The sequence below is a fragment of the Mumia sp. genome (assembly GCF_028803055.1).
In the GTDB taxonomy this organism is placed as follows: domain Bacteria; phylum Actinomycetota; class Actinomycetes; order Propionibacteriales; family Nocardioidaceae; genus Mumia.
On record NZ_JARBCJ010000072.1, the window covers coordinates 1 to 14,653 of the forward strand.

The window sequence follows — 14,653 nt, forward strand, 5'->3', positions numbered from 1 at the left end:
CTCGACATCTCCGTCGGCGGACTGCACCTGATCATCCACCTCGCCCGTGCCGGCTGGTTGCGCTGGAAGGACGAGCAGCCCACGACCCCGCCGCGACCCGGTGGCGGCAAGAACCCGTTGGCGTTCCGCATCGTGCTCGACGACGGGTCGGGGTTCGATCTCACCGAGGCGGGGACCAAGAAGGGACTCGCGGTCTATCTCGTCCGCGACCCCGCCGAGGTCCCCGGCGTCGCCCGACTCGGGCCGGACCCGCTCGACGGCACGTTCACGATCGACGTCTTCCGCCAGATCCTCGAGTCCGCCGGCCGCTCCCAGATCAAGGGCGTGCTGCGCGACCAGGGGCAGATCGCCGGGATCGGCAACGCCTACTCCGACGAGATCCTCCACGTCGCCAAGATGTCGCCCTTCAGGTCGGCGAGCGCGATCGTGGCGTCCGAGGAGGACCTGACGACGTTGTACGCCGCGATCGGCACCACGCTCCGCGAGGCGATCGCGCGCGCGGACGGGCTGGCGGCGTCGGAGCTCAAGAAGGAGAAGAAGTCAGGACTGCGGGTCCACGGCCGTACCGGCGAGACGTGCGAGGTCTGCGGCGACACGATCCGCGAGGTGTCATTCGCCGACTCGTCCCTGCAGTACTGCCCCACCTGTCAGACCGGCGGCAAGCCGCTGGCGGACCGGCGGATGTCGAAGCTCCTGCGGTAGCGCTCAGACGAGCCGTCGGCCCGCCTGGTGCCAGGCGATGACGCCCCCGGCGAGGTTCACGGCGTCGACACCGCGCTGCTGGAGGAAGGCGGTCGCGCGAGCCGACCGTCCGCCCGAACGGCAGTAGACCAGCACCTGACCCTCCGCGGGCACCTCGTCGATCCGGGCAGCGAGATCACTGAGCGGGATGTGGAGCGCACCGTCGACGTGCCCGCTGGCCCACTCGTCGTCCTCGCGGACGTCGACGACGACCAGCCCTGCGGGAAGGGGATCGGGCACGCCGGCGACGTCCACGGTCGGGATGGTGTTCTCGTCCATGCCTCCATCCTCTCAGCCGCCTCCACACGCTCCACGAGTCGCGCCCTCGGTGAAGGCGGTGCTCTCGCGGCGACCGCTGGGTTGGCTAGGCTGAGCCCGCCGGGCGCGTGCGTGCTCGCCCGTGCGCGAGGAGGAGAGCCATGTCGCAAGGCCCGCAGGACCCCTACGGACGGCCGTACGGCTCCGGCCCCGGTCAATCCTCGGGCTCGTCCTGGGGTGGCCAGCCCGGGTCGTCCCAGCCGGGTGCCCCGCAGGGGCAGTCGTGGTCCGCGCCGCACGCCCCGCCGACGGCCCGCGGCCGTGACGTCGAGAAGTCGTCCCCTTGGGGCATGGTCGCCGTCGTCGCCCTCGGCCTCGGGACGCTCGTCGCCCTCGGTTACGCCGCGTTCGCGCTGACCGCCCGCCGCGGCATCTTTGCCGACCTCTCCGACGACCCGTCCTCGGTCAGCCGCAGCGTCGCCGAGGACAGCGACTCGCTCAACGCGTTGCTCGTCTCCGCGACCGTGCTCGTCGTGGTGCTCGCGGTGCTCCTGTGGATCGTGGCTCTCGCCGCCGGACGCGGGCGCACGCTGCTCGGCTGGATCGGACTCGGCGTCGCGGCGATCGGTGGGCTCGTCGCGGCCGGCGGTGGTGCGATGACCAGTGGCGTGGAGTCGGCGAGCGAGGTCGACGACGCCGTCACCGGATATCTCCTCGTGGGTGCCGGGATGGCGGTGCTGGCGATCGGGCTCGCGCTCGGGATCCTGGCGCTGCTGTCGTCGCGGGACGCGTCGACCGGCGACAGTCCCTCAGGCTCGCCCTACGCGGCACCGCAGCAGCAGTCTCCTTACGGCCAGCCGGCCGAGCAGCCGCAGCGCCCGCCGTACGGGCAGCCGGGCGGGCAGCCGGGTGGTGGTCAGCCGCAGCAGGCGCCGTACGGCCAGCCGCCGCGACCGCCGTATGGTCAGCACCAGCAGCCCCCGTACGGCCAGCCGGGTGGCCAGCCCCAGCGACCGCCGTACGGTCAGCCGCAGCAGCCGCCGTACGGACAGCCAGGTCAGCCGGGGAAGGGTCCCCAGCAGCCGCCGTACCCGCCGCAGGGGCCGACCGGCGGCCAGTGAGCCGCGCCGGACCCCGACGCCGTACGCCGTACCCCACCGACACTCAGGAGAAGCCGCCATGGGCAAGCGATCGCGCCGCCGCGTCAAGCCGGAGAAGGCCGAGCGGGTTCCGTTCCGCGCCAGGACCTTCGAAGGGCTTCCGGGAGAGTGTGACTGGGTCGCGCTGCGCGAGTTCGTGCCGTCCGCCACGGCGACGGTCGCCCTGCGGCCCGACGTCGCGGAGAGCACGACCGTACGGGTGTGCACCTTGCTGCCCGGCGCGTCCGCCGGTCTCGTCCGCCCCGACGGCGAGCTGTGGCTCGGCCTCCAGGTGACGCACAACTTCGGTGACGTCAGCCGTGATCTGGCCGCCGTGGTGGAGCAGGGCCTCGAGACCGAGCCGGGCACCGAGATCGTCATCGCCGACCCGGGGGCGGGACGGCGGTTGCAGGACCTCGTCGACCCGGAGTCCGACTTCCCCGTCGACGTGCAGGACGGCTTCGACTTCTGGACCGCCGGCGTCGACGACCCCACGGGTGCCGTGGCAGGTGCGATCGAGCAGGCCAACGAGGTCGTGACGCCGACCGAGCGGCTCGAGGAGGTCGACGCCGCCTACTGGACGCAGCTCGGCGAGCGACAGTTCCTCCGCTGGGTGATGCCCCACGACGAGGACAAGCTCCTGACCGCTCTCGCGCGGCTGCACGTCAGCGGAGACGACCGTCTCGCCGACGACGTGCGTCTCATCGGGTCGTTCCGCGCGCACGGGCTGCTCGTCCCTGTGTGGGAGATGCTCGAGCCCACGCCGGCCGTCGCCCTGGAGGGCCCTGCAGCAGCGTTCGAGTCGCGGCTCGAGGAGGCGCTGGCCGACTCCTCGCCGCTGACGAGCGAGCAGCGCGGGGCGCGCAACGGGCTCGCGAACCGTCAGATCACGGTGCGTTGATGCCCGGTCGAGAAGGCTCTCCGAGCAGGTGATCCAGGTCATCGGACGGAGGACTTGAACGCCCGTTCAGGATGCCCTACAGTCTTCCTTAGACCCCGGTCGCTACTGTATCCCCCGTCAGCAGCGGCTGGGGTCTTCCCATGCCAGCACCACCCCAGGTGCTACTCTCTGCCCCATGTTGAGCGGGCGATTTTATGGGCGCGACGTGCTGGTGCAGCCAGCGGTCGGCGCCTGACCCACCGACCCGCTCAGCAAGCCAGCACAGGCACGGACCACACGGTCCGTGCCTTTCGTCATTCGTGGCGGTGCCGGCGCAGGACCGGTGCCGCCGAGAGGAAGTGCCGATGTCCAGCTCAGCCCCGGCCCGTACGACCCCCACCCCCGGCCGCACGCCGACGAGCGACCTCCGCGTGCGTGCCCTCGAGCCTCTCGAGCGCCCCCGCGACGTCGTCGCGGCCCGCCCGCTCGGTGATGCCGCCGCCGACCTGGTCGCGCGGTCGCGCGACGCGGCGGCCGCCATCATGTCCGGCGAGGACGACCGTCTCCTCGTCGTCGTCGGGCCGTGCTCCATCCACGACCCGAGCGCGGCGCTCGACTACGCCCACCGGCTCGCACCCCTGCGGGAGGCCTACGCCGGCGACCTGGAGATCGTCATGCGGGTCTACTTCGAGAAGCCCCGCACGACCGTGGGGTGGAAGGGCCTCATCAACGATCCGGGGATGGACGAGTCGTACGACGTCCGCCGTGGCCTGCGGCTCGCCCGCTCGGTGCTGCTCGACGTGCTCGCGACCGGCCTGCCTGCGGGCACCGAGCTGCTCGAGCCGACCAGCCCGCAGTACCTCGCCGACGCCGTCTCCTGGGGTGCCATCGGCGCCCGTACGCCGGAGAGCCAGGTGCACCGGCAGCTCGTGTCGGGCCTGTCCATGCCCGTCGGCTTCAAGAACGCCACGGACGGCTCGGTCCAGGCGGCGATCGACGGCTGCCGGGCGGCGGGCGCGGAACAGACGTTCTTCGGGATCGACGCGGACGGTCGGGCGTGCGCCGTCTCCACGAGCGGCAACCCCGACTGCCACGTGATCCTGCGCGGCGGGCACGCCGGCCCCAACTACGGTGTGGAGTCTCGGCGGTCCGCGCTCGGGCTGCTCGAGCGCGGCGGGATGCCGGCGCGCCTCGTCGTAGACGCCAGCCACGGCAACTCCGGCAAGGACCACGTCCGCCAGGCTGCCGTCGTCCGCGAGCTGGCCGGTGACGTCGCCGGTGGGGACCGCGGGATCGGCGGCGTGATGCTCGAGAGCTTCCTGGTCCCCGGCAAGCAGGCGCCCGCGCCGGCAGACCTGACGTACGGGCAGAGCGTGACCGACGCCTGCATCGGCTGGGACGTCACCGCCGACCTGCTCGAGGAGCTCGCGCGCGCCTCGGCGACGCGGCGGGCAGCATCCGGGGCCTAGGCTGAACACCTACCCCCGGGTAGCCGGCTAAGCGCCCGCTTACTTAGGGTGTGCCCCAGACCACGTCGTACGGCCCCACAGGAGAGCGAACATGAGGCTCGCGCTGACACCGGAGGACGCGCAGCTCCAGCAGGAGCTCCGCGAGTTCTTCACCACCAAGGTCCCGCAGGAGATCCGCGACACCGTCCGCAGCGGTGGAGAGCTCTCCAAGGAGCAGATCGTCGAGGCGCAGCGCGCCCTCAACGCAGGCGGCTATGCCGTCCCGAACTGGCCCGTGGAGTGGGGCGGCAAGGGATGGACGCCGCTGCAGCGCCACATCTGGCTCGACGAGATGCAGACCGCCGGCGTGCCCTCGCCGCTCCCGTTCAACACGAGCATGGTCGGTCCCGTGATCGCCACGTTCGGCTCCGAGGAGCAGAAGGCGCGGTTCCTGCCGGCCACGGCAAACCTCGACATCTGGTGGTGCCAGGGCTTCTCCGAGCCCGACGCCGGGTCGGACCTGGCCTCGCTGCGCACCACCGCCGTCCGCGACGGTGACGAGTGGGTCGTCAACGGCCAGAAGACCTGGACGACGCTCGGGCAGTACGCCGACTGGATCTTCTGCCTCGTACGCACCAACCCCGACGCGCCCAAGAAGCAGCAGGGCATCTCGTTCGTCCTCTTCGAGATGTCGACCCCCGGCGTCACGGTGCGACCGATCAAGCTGATCGACGGGTCGTACGAGGTCAACGAGGTCTTCTTCGACAACGTGCGCGTCCCCGCCGACCAGCTCGTCGGCGAGGAGAACCACGGCTGGGACTACGCGAAGTTCCTGCTCGGCAACGAGCGCGACGGCATCGGCGCCACCGGCAGCACCAAGCTGCGTCTCCAGATCGTCAAGGAGCACGCCTCGGTCCCGCTGGCCGACGGCAGCCGACTCATCGACCAGCCGGCGATCGCCGCCCGCTTCGCGTCTCTGGAGAACCAGCTGCTCGCGCTCGAGCTCACCGCGCTCCGGGTCGCCGGCGGCTCGAAGGACGGCAAGCCCAACCCGGTCTCGTCGATCCTCAAGCTCCGTGGCTCGCAGCTGCAGCAGGACGTCTCCGAGCTGGCCGTCGACGTCGCCGGGAGCGACGTGCTGGCCGCCGGAGCCGGAGACGACTCGGACGTGCCGGCATGGGCGGGCCGCTCCGTACCGACGTATCTGAACCTCCGCAAGGTGTCGATCTACGGTGGCTCCAACGAGGTCCAGCGCACGATCATCGCCGGCACGATCCTGGGACTGTGAGGGACTGACATGGATTTCACGCTGGACACCGAGCAGGTTGCTCTTCGGGACGCCGTCCGCGGCATCCTCGGCGGATCCGCCGCCAACCGGGAGAAGGTCGTCGCCACCGAGCCCGGCTGGGACCGTGACGTCTGGGGCCGTCTCGCCGAGATGGGGCTGCTGGGGCTGCCCTTCGACGAGGCGTACGACGGCGCCGGCGCCGGGGCCGTCGAGGTCGGGATCGTCGCCCAGGAGATCGGGCGCGTGCTCGCGCCGGAGCCGTTCATCGACGTGGTCGTCGGTGCCGGTGAGCTGATCGCCGACGCGGGCACCGAGGAGCAGAAGCAGGAGCTCCTTCCCAAGATCGCTGCCGGCGACCTGGTCGCCGTGATCGCCCACCAGGAGCCGCGTGCGCCGCACGGGACGGTCGCCTACGGCGTGACCGCCACCCCGTCGGCGGACGGCTGGACGCTCGACGGCGTCAAGGAGCCGGTCCGTCACGGCGGCGTCGCCGACGTCCTCGTCGTGAGCGCGGAGGACGGTGAGACGACACGGCTGTTCGTCGTCGATGCCCACGCCGACGGTGTCACCCGCACGACGTACGCGACGCCCGACGACTCCTACGCCGCCCGCGTCGTCCTGACCGGGGCCGTCGCGACCCCGCTCGGCGAGGCCGGCGAGGATGCTCTCGCACGGGCGTTCGCCCGCCTGCAGACGGCGTACGGCGCCGAGGCGATCGGCGCGATGGAGATCTCGGTCGAGACGACCGTCGGCTATCTCAAGACGCGCAAGCAGTTCGGGGTCACGCTGTCGAAGTTCCAGGCGCTGACGTTCCGGGCGGCCGACATGTACACGTCGCTCGAGCTGGCCCGCTCGGTCTCGCTGTGGGCGACGATGTCGCTGGCCGAGCACGGGCCCGACCCCCTGGTCGCCTCGCGCCTGCAGGCCGAGATCGGTCGCACCGCCCGGCACGTCAGCCAGGAGTCGATCCAGCTCCACGGCGGCATCGGCGTGACGGCGGAGTACTCGATCGGCCACTACGCCGCACGGCTGACCGTGCTCGAGCGCACGCTCGGCACGGAGGCCTACCACCTCGGACGCGTCGCCGAGGGCATCGACGGCCGCGGCATCGTCGAGCTGCTGCGCTGACATCGGACGGGGTCGGCGGCACGCCCGCCGACCCCGTACCCGTGCCGTGCCCGACCGTTACTGTGCCGCCATGCACCGACTCCGCACGGCCTGTGCGGCGGCGCCGCTCGCCCTGCTGATGGCGTGCGGTGGCGGTGCGGACGACCCTTCTCGGGTGTGCACGATGATCGGCTCGTCCGCCGGGATCGGGGTCTCGGTCGAGCCGCCGCTGGCGACACAGGCGGTGACGGTCCGGACCAGCGTCTGCTGGGACGGCGTCTGCGTGGACGACCAGTCAGCGCTGACGCCGGGCCGGGTGGCCGTCGACCAGGGCTGTGACGGTGACGGTCCCGACTCCTCCTGCGGCGCCGTCATGAGATCGGACGGGACGATGGTGAGCTTCGTCGAGGTCCCCGAGCTGCCTCTCGAGCAGGTCGAGGTGACGACCGTCGTGCAACGGCGCGACGGCACCGAGCTCCGTCGTGACGTGGCGCGGGTGACCCCCCAGGCGACCTATCCCAACGGCAGGAAGTGCGGTCGCGGGGGCAACCAGGCAGAGCTCTCGATCCGGTGACGTCGAGACCCTGACCCGTCCGATGAGTTCGGCAGGCGCGCCGAGTCGAGGCTGCATGAGCACCTTCGTCCTCATCCCCGGAGCCGGCGGCCACCCCGGCTACTGGTCCCGTCTCGTCCCCGGACTCGAACGCCGCGGACACACCGCGGTCCCCGTCGACGTGCCTCAGCACGACGAGTCGACGGGCATCGAGGACCATGTCGAGATCGTGCTCGCGGCGGTCGCGGAGCGCGTGGCGCCGCACGACGACCCGCCGGTCGTGGTCGCACAGTCCATGGGGGCGTTCATCGGCCCTCTGGTGTGCGAGCGCATCCCCGTCTCCCAGCTCGTGCTCCTCAACCCGATGATCCCTGCGCCCGGCGAGACCGCAGGCGAGTGGTGGTCGGCGACCGGGAGCTCCGAGGCGCGGCGCGAGGCAGGGTGGGAGGGTTTCGACGTCGTACGCGACTTCTTCCACGACGTGCCCGAGGACCTCGCCGCCGAGATCCTCGCCGGCGAGGACCGGGAGCCCTCCGAGCGGTCGTTCGCCGAGCCGTGGCCGGCGCGAGCGTGGCCCGACGTGCCGACCGCCGTCGTTGCCGGGACGGACGACCGGATCTTCCCGATCGCGTTCCAGCGGCGTGTGTCGCAGGAGCGGCTCGGACTCACTCCGTACGAGGTGCCCGGGGGCCACCTGGTCGCGCTCAGCCGTCCCGAGGAGCTCGTCGACCAGCTCGAGGCGCTCGTCGTCCCGACCCGCTCGGACGAGCCCGTACGAAAAAGTTCGTGACCCGTGTCGAAAACCCGGCGGCTGGTTCGGCGTAGGGGTGAGGCACCGCTCCGGCACTAGGGTCGGAACGGACTCGATCGACAAGGAGAACGACATGCGAGTCATGGTCATGGTGCAGTCCACGCCGGCGTGGGAAGCGCAGGGTCAGATGCCCTCCACCGAGATGCTGGCGGCGATGGGTGCCTACAACGAGGAGCTCGTCAACGCCGGCATCATGCTGGACGGCGACGGCCTGAAGAACAGCGCCGAGGGCGCTCGGGTCGTCTTCGGCGACGGGGAGACGCGGGTCGTCGACGGGCCGTTCACCGAGAGCAAGGAGCTGCTCGCCGGCTACTGGATCTGGGAGGTCAAGTCCTTCGAGGAGGCCGTCGAGTGGGCGAAGCGGATCCCGAACGATCCCAGCGAGCCCGGCCAGGTCGAGCTCAGGCCGATCTTCGAGGCCGAGGACTTCGGCGCGGAGTACACCCCCGAGCTCAGGCAGCAGGAAGAGAAGCTCCGCGAGCAGGTCCAGCACCAGCACGGCTCCTGAGGACGAGCGGCAGGAGCGCGGAGCGGTAGGAGCGCAGCGGATGCCCGGCGACGTCGGTCGGACGATCGACGCGATCTGGAGGATCGAGTCGGCGCGCGTGGTCGCCGGGCTGGTCCGCATCGTCAACGACGTCGGCTACGCCGAGGACCTCGCGCAGGACGCGCTCGTGGTCGCGCTCGAGAAGTGGCCGCGCGACGGCGTCCCCGACAACCCCGGGGCGTGGCTGACCAAGGTCGCCCGCAACCTCGCGGTCGACCGGGTCCGCCGCGACCAGAACCTCACCCGCAAGTACGCGGTGCTGGCGCCCGACCTCGAGGAACAGCGGCGCGCCGCGCTTCCGATGCCCGAGGACGTCGTCGGCGACCCGGTCGGTGACGACGTCCTGCGGCTCGTCTTCGTGGCCTGCCACCCTGTGCTGACCCGCGACGCCCAGGTCGCCCTCACCCTGCGGATGCTCGGCGGGCTGTCGACGGACGAGATCGCCCACGCCTTCCTGACCCCGGCGGCGACGGTCGGGCAGCGCATCTCGCGCGCCAAGCGCACCCTCTCCGAGGCGCAGGTCCCCTTCGAGATCCCTTCCGCCGAGGAGCTTCCCGGTCGACTGGCGGCGGTCCTCGAGGTCGTCTACCTGATCTTCAACGAGGGCTACTCGGCGAGCTCGGGCGACCGGGTCGTCCGAGAGGACCTGTGCCGCGAGGCCATGCGGCTCGGGCGCGTGCTCGCTGCGCTCCTGCCGCAGGAGCCCGAACCGTACGGACTGGTCGCGCTGATGGAGCTCCAGGCGTCACGCTTCGCCGCCCGGACCGACCGGCACGGCGCCCCGGTGCTCCTCGACGACCAGGACCGCTCGAGGTGGGACCGTACGCTGATCCGCCACGGCCTGGACGCGATCGACCGCTCCGTCTCGCTGCGACGCCCGCTCGGGCCGTACACACTGCAGGCCGCCATCGCCGCCTGTCACGCCCGGGCCGCGCGCCCTGAGGACACCGACTGGGAGCGGATCGTCGCGCTCTACGACGGGCTGGCGGCGCTCAACCCGTCGCCGGTGATCGCGCTGAACCGTGCCGTCGCGGTGAGCCGGGCGTTCGGCCCGGCCGATGCCCTGCGCGCCTTGGAGCCGCTCCGGCGCGATCCTCGGATGGCGTCCTACCATCTTCTCCCGAGCGTGCGGGGCGACCTCCTGGTGCGGCTGGGCCGCGACGGGGAGGCGGCGGTGGAGTTCGAGGCGGCCGCGCGACTGGCAGGCAGCGTCCACGACCGCCGCGTCCTCATGGAGCTGGCGGCGGCCGCCCAGGCACGCGCCGAGAGGTGAACCCCTAGCCCCTACGGTGTGGCAGGTGGAGAGCCTCGACATCGCGCCGCTCGACGTCACCGACGCCGAGACGGCCGCAGAGCTGCTGGCCGTCCAACGACGGGCGTACGAGGTGGAGGCCGCGCTGATCGACTTCCCGGAGCTGCCGATGCTGCACGAGACGCTCGAGGAGCTGCAGGAGAGCTCCGAGCTGTTCCTCGGCGCGTACGCCGAGGGCGTGCTGGTGGGAGCCGTCTCGTGGGAACGCCTCGACGACGGCACGATCGACATCTTCCGGCTCGTCGTCGACCCGCCGGCCCATCGTCGCGGCGTCGCGTCGTCGCTGCTGGAGGTGCTGTCCGCGCTCGAACCGACCCACCGCACGATCGTCTCGACCGGCAGTCGGAACGCTCCAGGGCTGGCCTTCTACGCCCGCCACGGCTTCGTCCCCGTCGCCGAGCGCGAGGTCGCCCCGGGAGTACGCCTCACCGACCTGGAGCGCCTCGCGATACCGTGAGGCATGACCACGAAGGAGATCGACTTCGACGGTGGGATCCTCGTCGGCCACGACGGCTCCGACTTCTCCGACCAGGCGGTTGAGTGGGCTCTGGAGTACGGCAGGCTCACCGGTCAGCCGGTGACGGTGACCCGTGCCTGGGTGCTCACCACGGCACCCCGCCCCAAGACGTGGGAGCCCGGCTACATGCCGCCCCTGGAGGACTTCGCCGCGGCGGTCGTCGAGGTGCTCGACGACGACCTTGCGCCACTCCGCGCCAAATACCCTGAGGTCGACGTGCGCACGTGCGCCGTCCACGGCAAGCCCGCGACCCGCATCATCGAGGCCTCGGAAAAGGCCTCGACGGTCGTCGTCGGGCGTCGCGGGCTTGGCGGCTTCAAGGGACTCCTGCTCGGCTCGGTGAGCGAGCAGGTGGTCCGTCACGCGAAGGCCACCGTGGTCGTCATCAACCCCTCGGGTGGTGACGAGTCGCCGGACGCCCGCAACGTCCTCGACTCGAGCTTCTCCGACGACGCCTGAGAGATGTGGGTCGGCACGATCGAGTTCTCCCTTCTCCTCGGTGACGTCCATACGCTCAAGGAGAAGCGCGCGTTCGTGCGCCCGCTGGTCTCCGACCTGCGCCGTACCTTCGACGTGTCGGTCGCCGAGACCGACGACCAGGACCTCTATCGTCGTGCCTCGATCGGGGTCGCGGTCGTCGCCGGCGACAACTCGCACGTGATCGCCGTGCTCGACAAGCTCGAGCGGTTCGTCGCTAGCCGTCCTGAGGTCGACCTGCTCGGGACCCACCGTTCGTTCTTCAACACCGAGGACTGAGGAGTCCCCCCGTGACCGATGCCGCACAACGCTTCCGTACCGCCGTCGAGGCTCGCGACCTGGACGCGTTCGACGACGTCTTCGCCGCCGACGTCACCTTCCACAGCCCTGTGAAGTTCGCGCCGTTCGAGGGCAGGGAGGTCGTCAAGCAGGTGCTCGCCCTGGTGATGGCGGTCTTCGAGGACTTCCGATACGTCGGGGAGCTCCAGGGCGCCGGGTCGCGCGCCGACGAGGGCGCGCCAGTGCCGTCCGAGATCCTCGTCTTCCGGGCGAGCGTAGACGGGAAGGCGCTGCACGGGATCGACATGCTCCAGCTCGACGAGGACGGCAAGGTCGCCGAGCTCACCGTGATGGTGCGGCCGCAGTCGGCCCTGCACGCGCTGCGAGACGCGATGAACCGTGCGATGACCGAGGCAGGGTTCGCGCCGGCAGCGTCTTGACCTTCACATCAGTGTCAACGCCTACGGTGTCAGCATGGAGGCACGTCCTACCGACAACCCGGTGAAGCAGCTGCGGCTCGTCGTCGAGGCCGACGACTACGACGAGGCCGTCCGGTTCTACCGTGACGTTCTCGGCCTCCCCGAGCAGGTCGCGTACGAGGGTGACGGGGACGCCCGGGTCACGATCCTCGAGGCAGGCCGGGCGACGCTCGAGATCGCGAACCCTGCCCAACGACGCATGATCGACGACGTCGAGGTCGGCCACCCCACGACCTCTCGGCTGCGGGTCGCGTTCGAGGTGGCCGACGGCGAGGAGCGTACGGCTCGGCTCGTCGAGGCGGGAGCCGAGCTGATCGCCTCACCCCGGGAGACGCCGTGGCGCTCGCTGAACGCGCGGCTGGAGGCTCCCGCAGGCCTCCAGATCACGATCTTCGAGGAGCTGCTGGCGAGGTCGGAGCGCGAGCTCAGCGACGACTTCGCCACCGACGCCGAGCGCACCGCGGCCGAGCGCACCGACGCTGAGCGCACCGACGCTGAGCGCAGCGACAACTAGAGGATGTCGTGGCGCCGGGGGCTCCGCTCCGCTCTCGGTCCGCACCGTGCGGGCGGTCGGCCGCGACCCCGCTTGTGCGCGACCGGCTGGCCCTTGACGAAGACCTCGCCGCCCCAGACGCCCCACGGCTCCCGGCGGGTGAGGGCGGCGGCGAGACAGGCGTCGCGGATCGGACACGCGCGACAGAGCGCCTTGGCGCGCTCGATCTCGTCGGCGTGCTCGGCGAACCAGAGGTCGGCGCCGGCCACTCGGCAGGGGACGTCAGGCGCATCGAGGGCGGCCCTGGCGACGGCGCTCATCCGACCAGCTCCTTGATCTGGGCACGGATCCCGGGCGCGTCGAGACCGTGCGCGGCAGCGTGATCCTTCGGTGACCCGTACCGCCGCAGCTCGGAGTCGCGCGGGACACCGACGTGGAGCACCCGGCTCGGACGATCCACCAGCGCGGCCGCGACGGCGGCAGCGCTCGTGCCCTCGAGGTACGGCTCGACCATGGCGACGACCGGCGTCGGCCCGGCGAGCGTCCGGAGGCCGTGGGCGTCGAGGGGATGCGGCGTCGACGTGTAGGCGACGCGGACGGCAAGATCTTGGGTGGCCTCGAGGACGGTGTCGAGCAGCGGGCCGACCACGACCACCAGCGGAAGGGTGTGCCGGCCCCCGCGCACGACGTGGAGCCGACCGTCGACCGGGTGGGGACGGGCGTTCTGCGCGGACGACATCCGCACGTAGACCCGCTGATCGGTGGCCGACTCACGGCGGACCATGCGGGCGAGCTCCTCGGCGTGACCCGGCACGTGCACGGTCCACCCCGGCAACGCCGAGATCAGCGCGACGTCGGCGGGCGCCTGGTGGGTACGGCCGGCGGTGCTGGCGTCGTACGAGGCGCCGGTGCTGACCAGGAGCGCTCCGACGTCCTGGTGTCCCAGGTCGAGCTTGAGCTGCTCGTAGGCGCGTTCCACCAGGAACGGGGCGTAGGTGTGGACGATCGGCCGCAGCCCTGCGAGCGCGAGGCCGCCGGCGACCCCGACCATCGTCTGCTCGCGGATCCCGACGTCGATCACGCGGTCCGGATGGCGCGCGCTCACGTCGGTGAGGCCGCTGGAGCCGATCACGGCGAGGACGACAGCGACCCGTGGATCGCTGTCGAGGAGGGGCCCGAGCTCGGAGTAGAAGCGTTCGCGCATCGGCGTACGGGTGGTCATGCGGCGCTGTCCTTCGTCCTGGTGTCCATGCCTTGCTGGTTTTCTGACCGGTCCGGGGCCAAGAACTCGTCGGTCGTGCGGGCCACGATTGCGGTGGGACGTCCGGGGTCGATGTGTCGCAGCGCCGTACGAAGAGCGGCGTGGTCGCGCCCGTCCACGTCGGCCGTCTCCCACTCCTCCAGCGCGAAGCGCGCGGCGATCCCGCCCGGCCAGCCGAACTTGTCGCTGTGGTTGTCGAGGACGACGCAGGTCAGTCCACCGAGCCGCAGGCGCCCCGCGACCGCGATCGCCTCCGCGTTGGAACCCTCGTCCAGCTCGCCGTCTCCCACGAGCACCACGACCCGGGCGGGGTTGCGCTGGGCGCGCAGACCGAGCGCCAGACCGACGGCGAGAGGGAGCCCGTGACCGAGCGAGCCGCTGCCGATCTCGACGCCGGGAACGAGCGTGCGGTCCGGGTGGTGCCCCAACCGCGACTCCCACGAGGCGACGTCGTCGAGCCACGACACGGGGATGAATCCCTTGGCAGCGAGGACGGCGTAGGTCGAGGCGGGCCCGTGCCCCTTCGACAGGAGGAACCGGTCGCGCGTCGGGTCGTCCAGACGGTCTGGGGCGACGTCCAGGACCTGGTCGTAGAGCACCCAGACGACGTCGAGCGTCGAGTGCGCGCTCGGGTCGTGCTTCTCGTCACCGGTGATGCGAGCGAGGAGGTCGTGGATCGGTGGGGGGACGGTCGTCGTGGCCATGCGGGTATCGTGCGACTTCACGTCGACATGAGGTCAAGCGTGCAAGGAGCCACGGTGATCAGCGAGCCCGACCTGACGATCGGCGAGGTCTCGGAGCGCAGCGGGGTGGCGCCGTCAGGCCTGCGCTACTACGAGTCGCTGGGGCTGATCGAGTCCGAGCGGACGGCCGGCAACCAGCGTCGCTACGGGCGCAGCGCGCTGCGCCGCGTCGCCTTCATCCGGACTGCGTCACGGATCGGCCTGTCGCTGGACGAGATCCGCGACGCCCTCGCCACCCTCCCCGAGGGGCGCACGCCGACCAAGAAGGACTGGACCCGGCTCTCACGGTCCTGGCGACCGCGCCTCGATGCCCGCATCGC

The 14,653-nt window shown here is 71.4% G+C and carries 20 protein-coding genes; 16 read left to right on the forward strand and 4 right to left on the reverse strand.

Annotated elements, in window-relative coordinates; genetic code table 11:
- The coding region (locus PV363_RS08825) for a zinc finger domain-containing protein (RefSeq protein ID WP_301022147.1) at positions 1–702 on the forward strand (702 nt) is incomplete at its 5' end.
- 3 nt (positions 703–705) lie between these two features.
- Here PV363_RS08825 and PV363_RS08830 read toward each other — a convergent pair.
- On the reverse strand, positions 706–1,020 hold the full coding sequence (locus PV363_RS08830) for a rhodanese-like domain-containing protein (protein ID WP_220342879.1): 315 nt from the start codon (positions 1,018–1,020) through the stop codon (positions 706–708).
- Between the two features lie 140 nt (positions 1,021–1,160).
- On the opposite strand from PV363_RS08830, the gene PV363_RS08835 reads away from it, so the two are divergent.
- From PV363_RS08835 to PV363_RS08900, 14 genes are all read left to right on the forward strand, one after another.
- Positions 1,161–2,120, forward strand: coding sequence for a hypothetical protein (locus PV363_RS08835; RefSeq protein WP_301022148.1), 960 nt, complete (start codon positions 1,161–1,163; stop codon positions 2,118–2,120).
- Between the two features lie 58 nt (positions 2,121–2,178).
- A complete protein-coding gene (locus PV363_RS08840) occupies positions 2,179–3,039 on the forward strand; it encodes a DUF5926 family protein (protein WP_220342884.1) in 861 nt (286 codons plus the stop codon).
- 344 nt (positions 3,040–3,383) lie between these two features.
- Entirely contained in the window at positions 3,384–4,487 is a 1,104-nt protein-coding gene (locus PV363_RS08845; protein ID WP_220366533.1) for a 3-deoxy-7-phosphoheptulonate synthase, read from the forward strand.
- Positions 4,488–4,578: 91 nt separating this feature from the next.
- Positions 4,579–5,754 carry an acyl-CoA dehydrogenase family protein gene (locus PV363_RS08850; RefSeq protein ID WP_220342886.1) on the forward strand — a complete coding sequence of 392 codons (1,176 nt, stop codon included), beginning with the start codon at positions 4,579–4,581 and terminating at the stop codon, positions 5,752–5,754.
- A gap of 9 nt (positions 5,755–5,763) precedes the next feature.
- On the forward strand, positions 5,764–6,882 hold the full coding sequence (locus tag PV363_RS08855; protein WP_301022149.1) for an acyl-CoA dehydrogenase family protein: 1,119 nt from the start codon (positions 5,764–5,766) through the stop codon (positions 6,880–6,882).
- Positions 6,883–6,952: 70 nt separating this feature from the next.
- A complete protein-coding gene (locus PV363_RS08860; RefSeq protein WP_301022150.1) occupies positions 6,953–7,435 on the forward strand; it encodes a hypothetical protein in 483 nt (160 codons plus the stop codon).
- A gap of 55 nt (positions 7,436–7,490) precedes the next feature.
- Positions 7,491–8,204 (forward strand): alpha/beta hydrolase, encoded by a 714-nt coding sequence (locus tag PV363_RS08865; RefSeq protein ID WP_301022151.1) that lies wholly within the window; start codon positions 7,491–7,493, stop codon positions 8,202–8,204.
- Between the two features lie 94 nt (positions 8,205–8,298).
- A complete protein-coding gene (locus PV363_RS08870; protein WP_220343703.1) occupies positions 8,299–8,733 on the forward strand; it encodes a YciI family protein in 435 nt (144 codons plus the stop codon).
- Between the two features lie 40 nt (positions 8,734–8,773).
- Positions 8,774–10,045, forward strand: coding sequence for an RNA polymerase sigma factor (locus PV363_RS08875; RefSeq protein WP_220342890.1), 1,272 nt, complete (start codon positions 8,774–8,776; stop codon positions 10,043–10,045).
- A gap of 25 nt (positions 10,046–10,070) precedes the next feature.
- The gene (locus tag PV363_RS08880; RefSeq protein WP_220342892.1) at positions 10,071–10,541 is read left to right on the forward strand and encodes a GNAT family N-acetyltransferase; all 471 of its coding nucleotides are present in this window, start codon (positions 10,071–10,073) and stop codon (positions 10,539–10,541) included.
- Between the two features lie 3 nt (positions 10,542–10,544).
- The gene (locus tag PV363_RS08885) at positions 10,545–11,060 is read left to right on the forward strand and encodes a universal stress protein (protein WP_220342894.1); all 516 of its coding nucleotides are present in this window, start codon (positions 10,545–10,547) and stop codon (positions 11,058–11,060) included.
- 3 nt (positions 11,061–11,063) lie between these two features.
- On the forward strand, positions 11,064–11,357 hold the full coding sequence (locus PV363_RS08890) for a DUF503 domain-containing protein (RefSeq protein ID WP_220342896.1): 294 nt from the start codon (positions 11,064–11,066) through the stop codon (positions 11,355–11,357).
- Positions 11,358–11,368: 11 nt separating this feature from the next.
- Positions 11,369–11,797, forward strand: coding sequence for a nuclear transport factor 2 family protein (locus PV363_RS08895; protein ID WP_220342898.1), 429 nt, complete (start codon positions 11,369–11,371; stop codon positions 11,795–11,797).
- Between the two features lie 34 nt (positions 11,798–11,831).
- The gene (locus tag PV363_RS08900; RefSeq protein WP_301022152.1) at positions 11,832–12,350 is read left to right on the forward strand and encodes a VOC family protein; all 519 of its coding nucleotides are present in this window, start codon (positions 11,832–11,834) and stop codon (positions 12,348–12,350) included.
- On the opposite strand, the gene PV363_RS08905 is transcribed toward PV363_RS08900, so the two are convergent.
- The 3 genes from PV363_RS08905 to PV363_RS08915 are packed head-to-tail and all read right to left on the reverse strand — an operon-like array spanning position 12,347 to position 14,294.
- Positions 12,347–12,649 carry a WhiB family transcriptional regulator gene (locus PV363_RS08905; RefSeq protein WP_220342902.1) on the reverse strand — a complete coding sequence of 101 codons (303 nt, stop codon included), beginning with the start codon at positions 12,647–12,649 and terminating at the stop codon, positions 12,347–12,349. The genes PV363_RS08900 and PV363_RS08905 overlap by 4 nt on opposite strands.
- Entirely contained in the window at positions 12,646–13,551 is a 906-nt protein-coding gene (locus PV363_RS08910) for a hypothetical protein (RefSeq protein WP_220345748.1), read from the reverse strand. The genes PV363_RS08905 and PV363_RS08910 overlap by 4 nt, the downstream gene beginning before the upstream one ends.
- Positions 13,548–14,294 carry a thiamine pyrophosphate-dependent enzyme gene (locus tag PV363_RS08915; protein ID WP_220342906.1) on the reverse strand — a complete coding sequence of 249 codons (747 nt, stop codon included), beginning with the start codon at positions 14,292–14,294 and terminating at the stop codon, positions 13,548–13,550. Before PV363_RS08915 ends, PV363_RS08910 begins: the two co-directional genes overlap by 4 nt.
- Before the next feature lie 54 nt (positions 14,295–14,348).
- Here PV363_RS08915 and soxR point away from each other — a divergent pair.
- Positions 14,349–14,653: redox-sensitive transcriptional activator SoxR (gene soxR / locus PV363_RS08920; RefSeq protein ID WP_301022153.1), on the forward strand; the 305-nt coding region annotated here is incomplete at its 3' end.

Bases quoted from the DNA above. Each gene is read 5' to 3' on its own strand.
- PV363_RS08875 (WP_220342890.1), top strand. From the start codon at position 8,774: ATGCCCGGCGACGTCGGTCGGACGATCGACGCGATCTGGAGGATCGAG.
- PV363_RS08915 (WP_220342906.1), bottom strand. From the start codon at position 14,294: ATGGCCACGACGACCGTCCCCCCACCGATCCACGACCTCCTCGCTCGC.
- PV363_RS08890 (WP_220342896.1), top strand. From the start codon at position 11,064: ATGTGGGTCGGCACGATCGAGTTCTCCCTTCTCCTCGGTGACGTCCAT.
- PV363_RS08830 (WP_220342879.1), bottom strand. From the start codon at position 1,020: ATGGACGAGAACACCATCCCGACCGTGGACGTCGCCGGCGTGCCCGAT.
- PV363_RS08850 (WP_220342886.1), top strand. From the start codon at position 4,579: ATGAGGCTCGCGCTGACACCGGAGGACGCGCAGCTCCAGCAGGAGCTC.
- PV363_RS08885 (WP_220342894.1), top strand. From the start codon at position 10,545: ATGACCACGAAGGAGATCGACTTCGACGGTGGGATCCTCGTCGGCCAC.
- PV363_RS08855 (WP_301022149.1), top strand. From the start codon at position 5,764: ATGGATTTCACGCTGGACACCGAGCAGGTTGCTCTTCGGGACGCCGTC.
- PV363_RS08865 (WP_301022151.1), top strand. From the start codon at position 7,491: ATGAGCACCTTCGTCCTCATCCCCGGAGCCGGCGGCCACCCCGGCTAC.
- PV363_RS08910 (WP_220345748.1), bottom strand. From the start codon at position 13,551: ATGACCACCCGTACGCCGATGCGCGAACGCTTCTACTCCGAGCTCGGG.
- PV363_RS08900 (WP_301022152.1), top strand. From the start codon at position 11,832: ATGGAGGCACGTCCTACCGACAACCCGGTGAAGCAGCTGCGGCTCGTC.
- PV363_RS08905 (WP_220342902.1), bottom strand. From the start codon at position 12,649: ATGAGCGCCGTCGCCAGGGCCGCCCTCGATGCGCCTGACGTCCCCTGC.
- PV363_RS08845 (WP_220366533.1), top strand. From the start codon at position 3,384: ATGTCCAGCTCAGCCCCGGCCCGTACGACCCCCACCCCCGGCCGCACG.
- PV363_RS08860 (WP_301022150.1), top strand. From the start codon at position 6,953: ATGCACCGACTCCGCACGGCCTGTGCGGCGGCGCCGCTCGCCCTGCTG.
- PV363_RS08870 (WP_220343703.1), top strand. From the start codon at position 8,299: ATGCGAGTCATGGTCATGGTGCAGTCCACGCCGGCGTGGGAAGCGCAG.
- PV363_RS08835 (WP_301022148.1), top strand. From the start codon at position 1,161: ATGTCGCAAGGCCCGCAGGACCCCTACGGACGGCCGTACGGCTCCGGC.
- PV363_RS08840 (WP_220342884.1), top strand. From the start codon at position 2,179: ATGGGCAAGCGATCGCGCCGCCGCGTCAAGCCGGAGAAGGCCGAGCGG.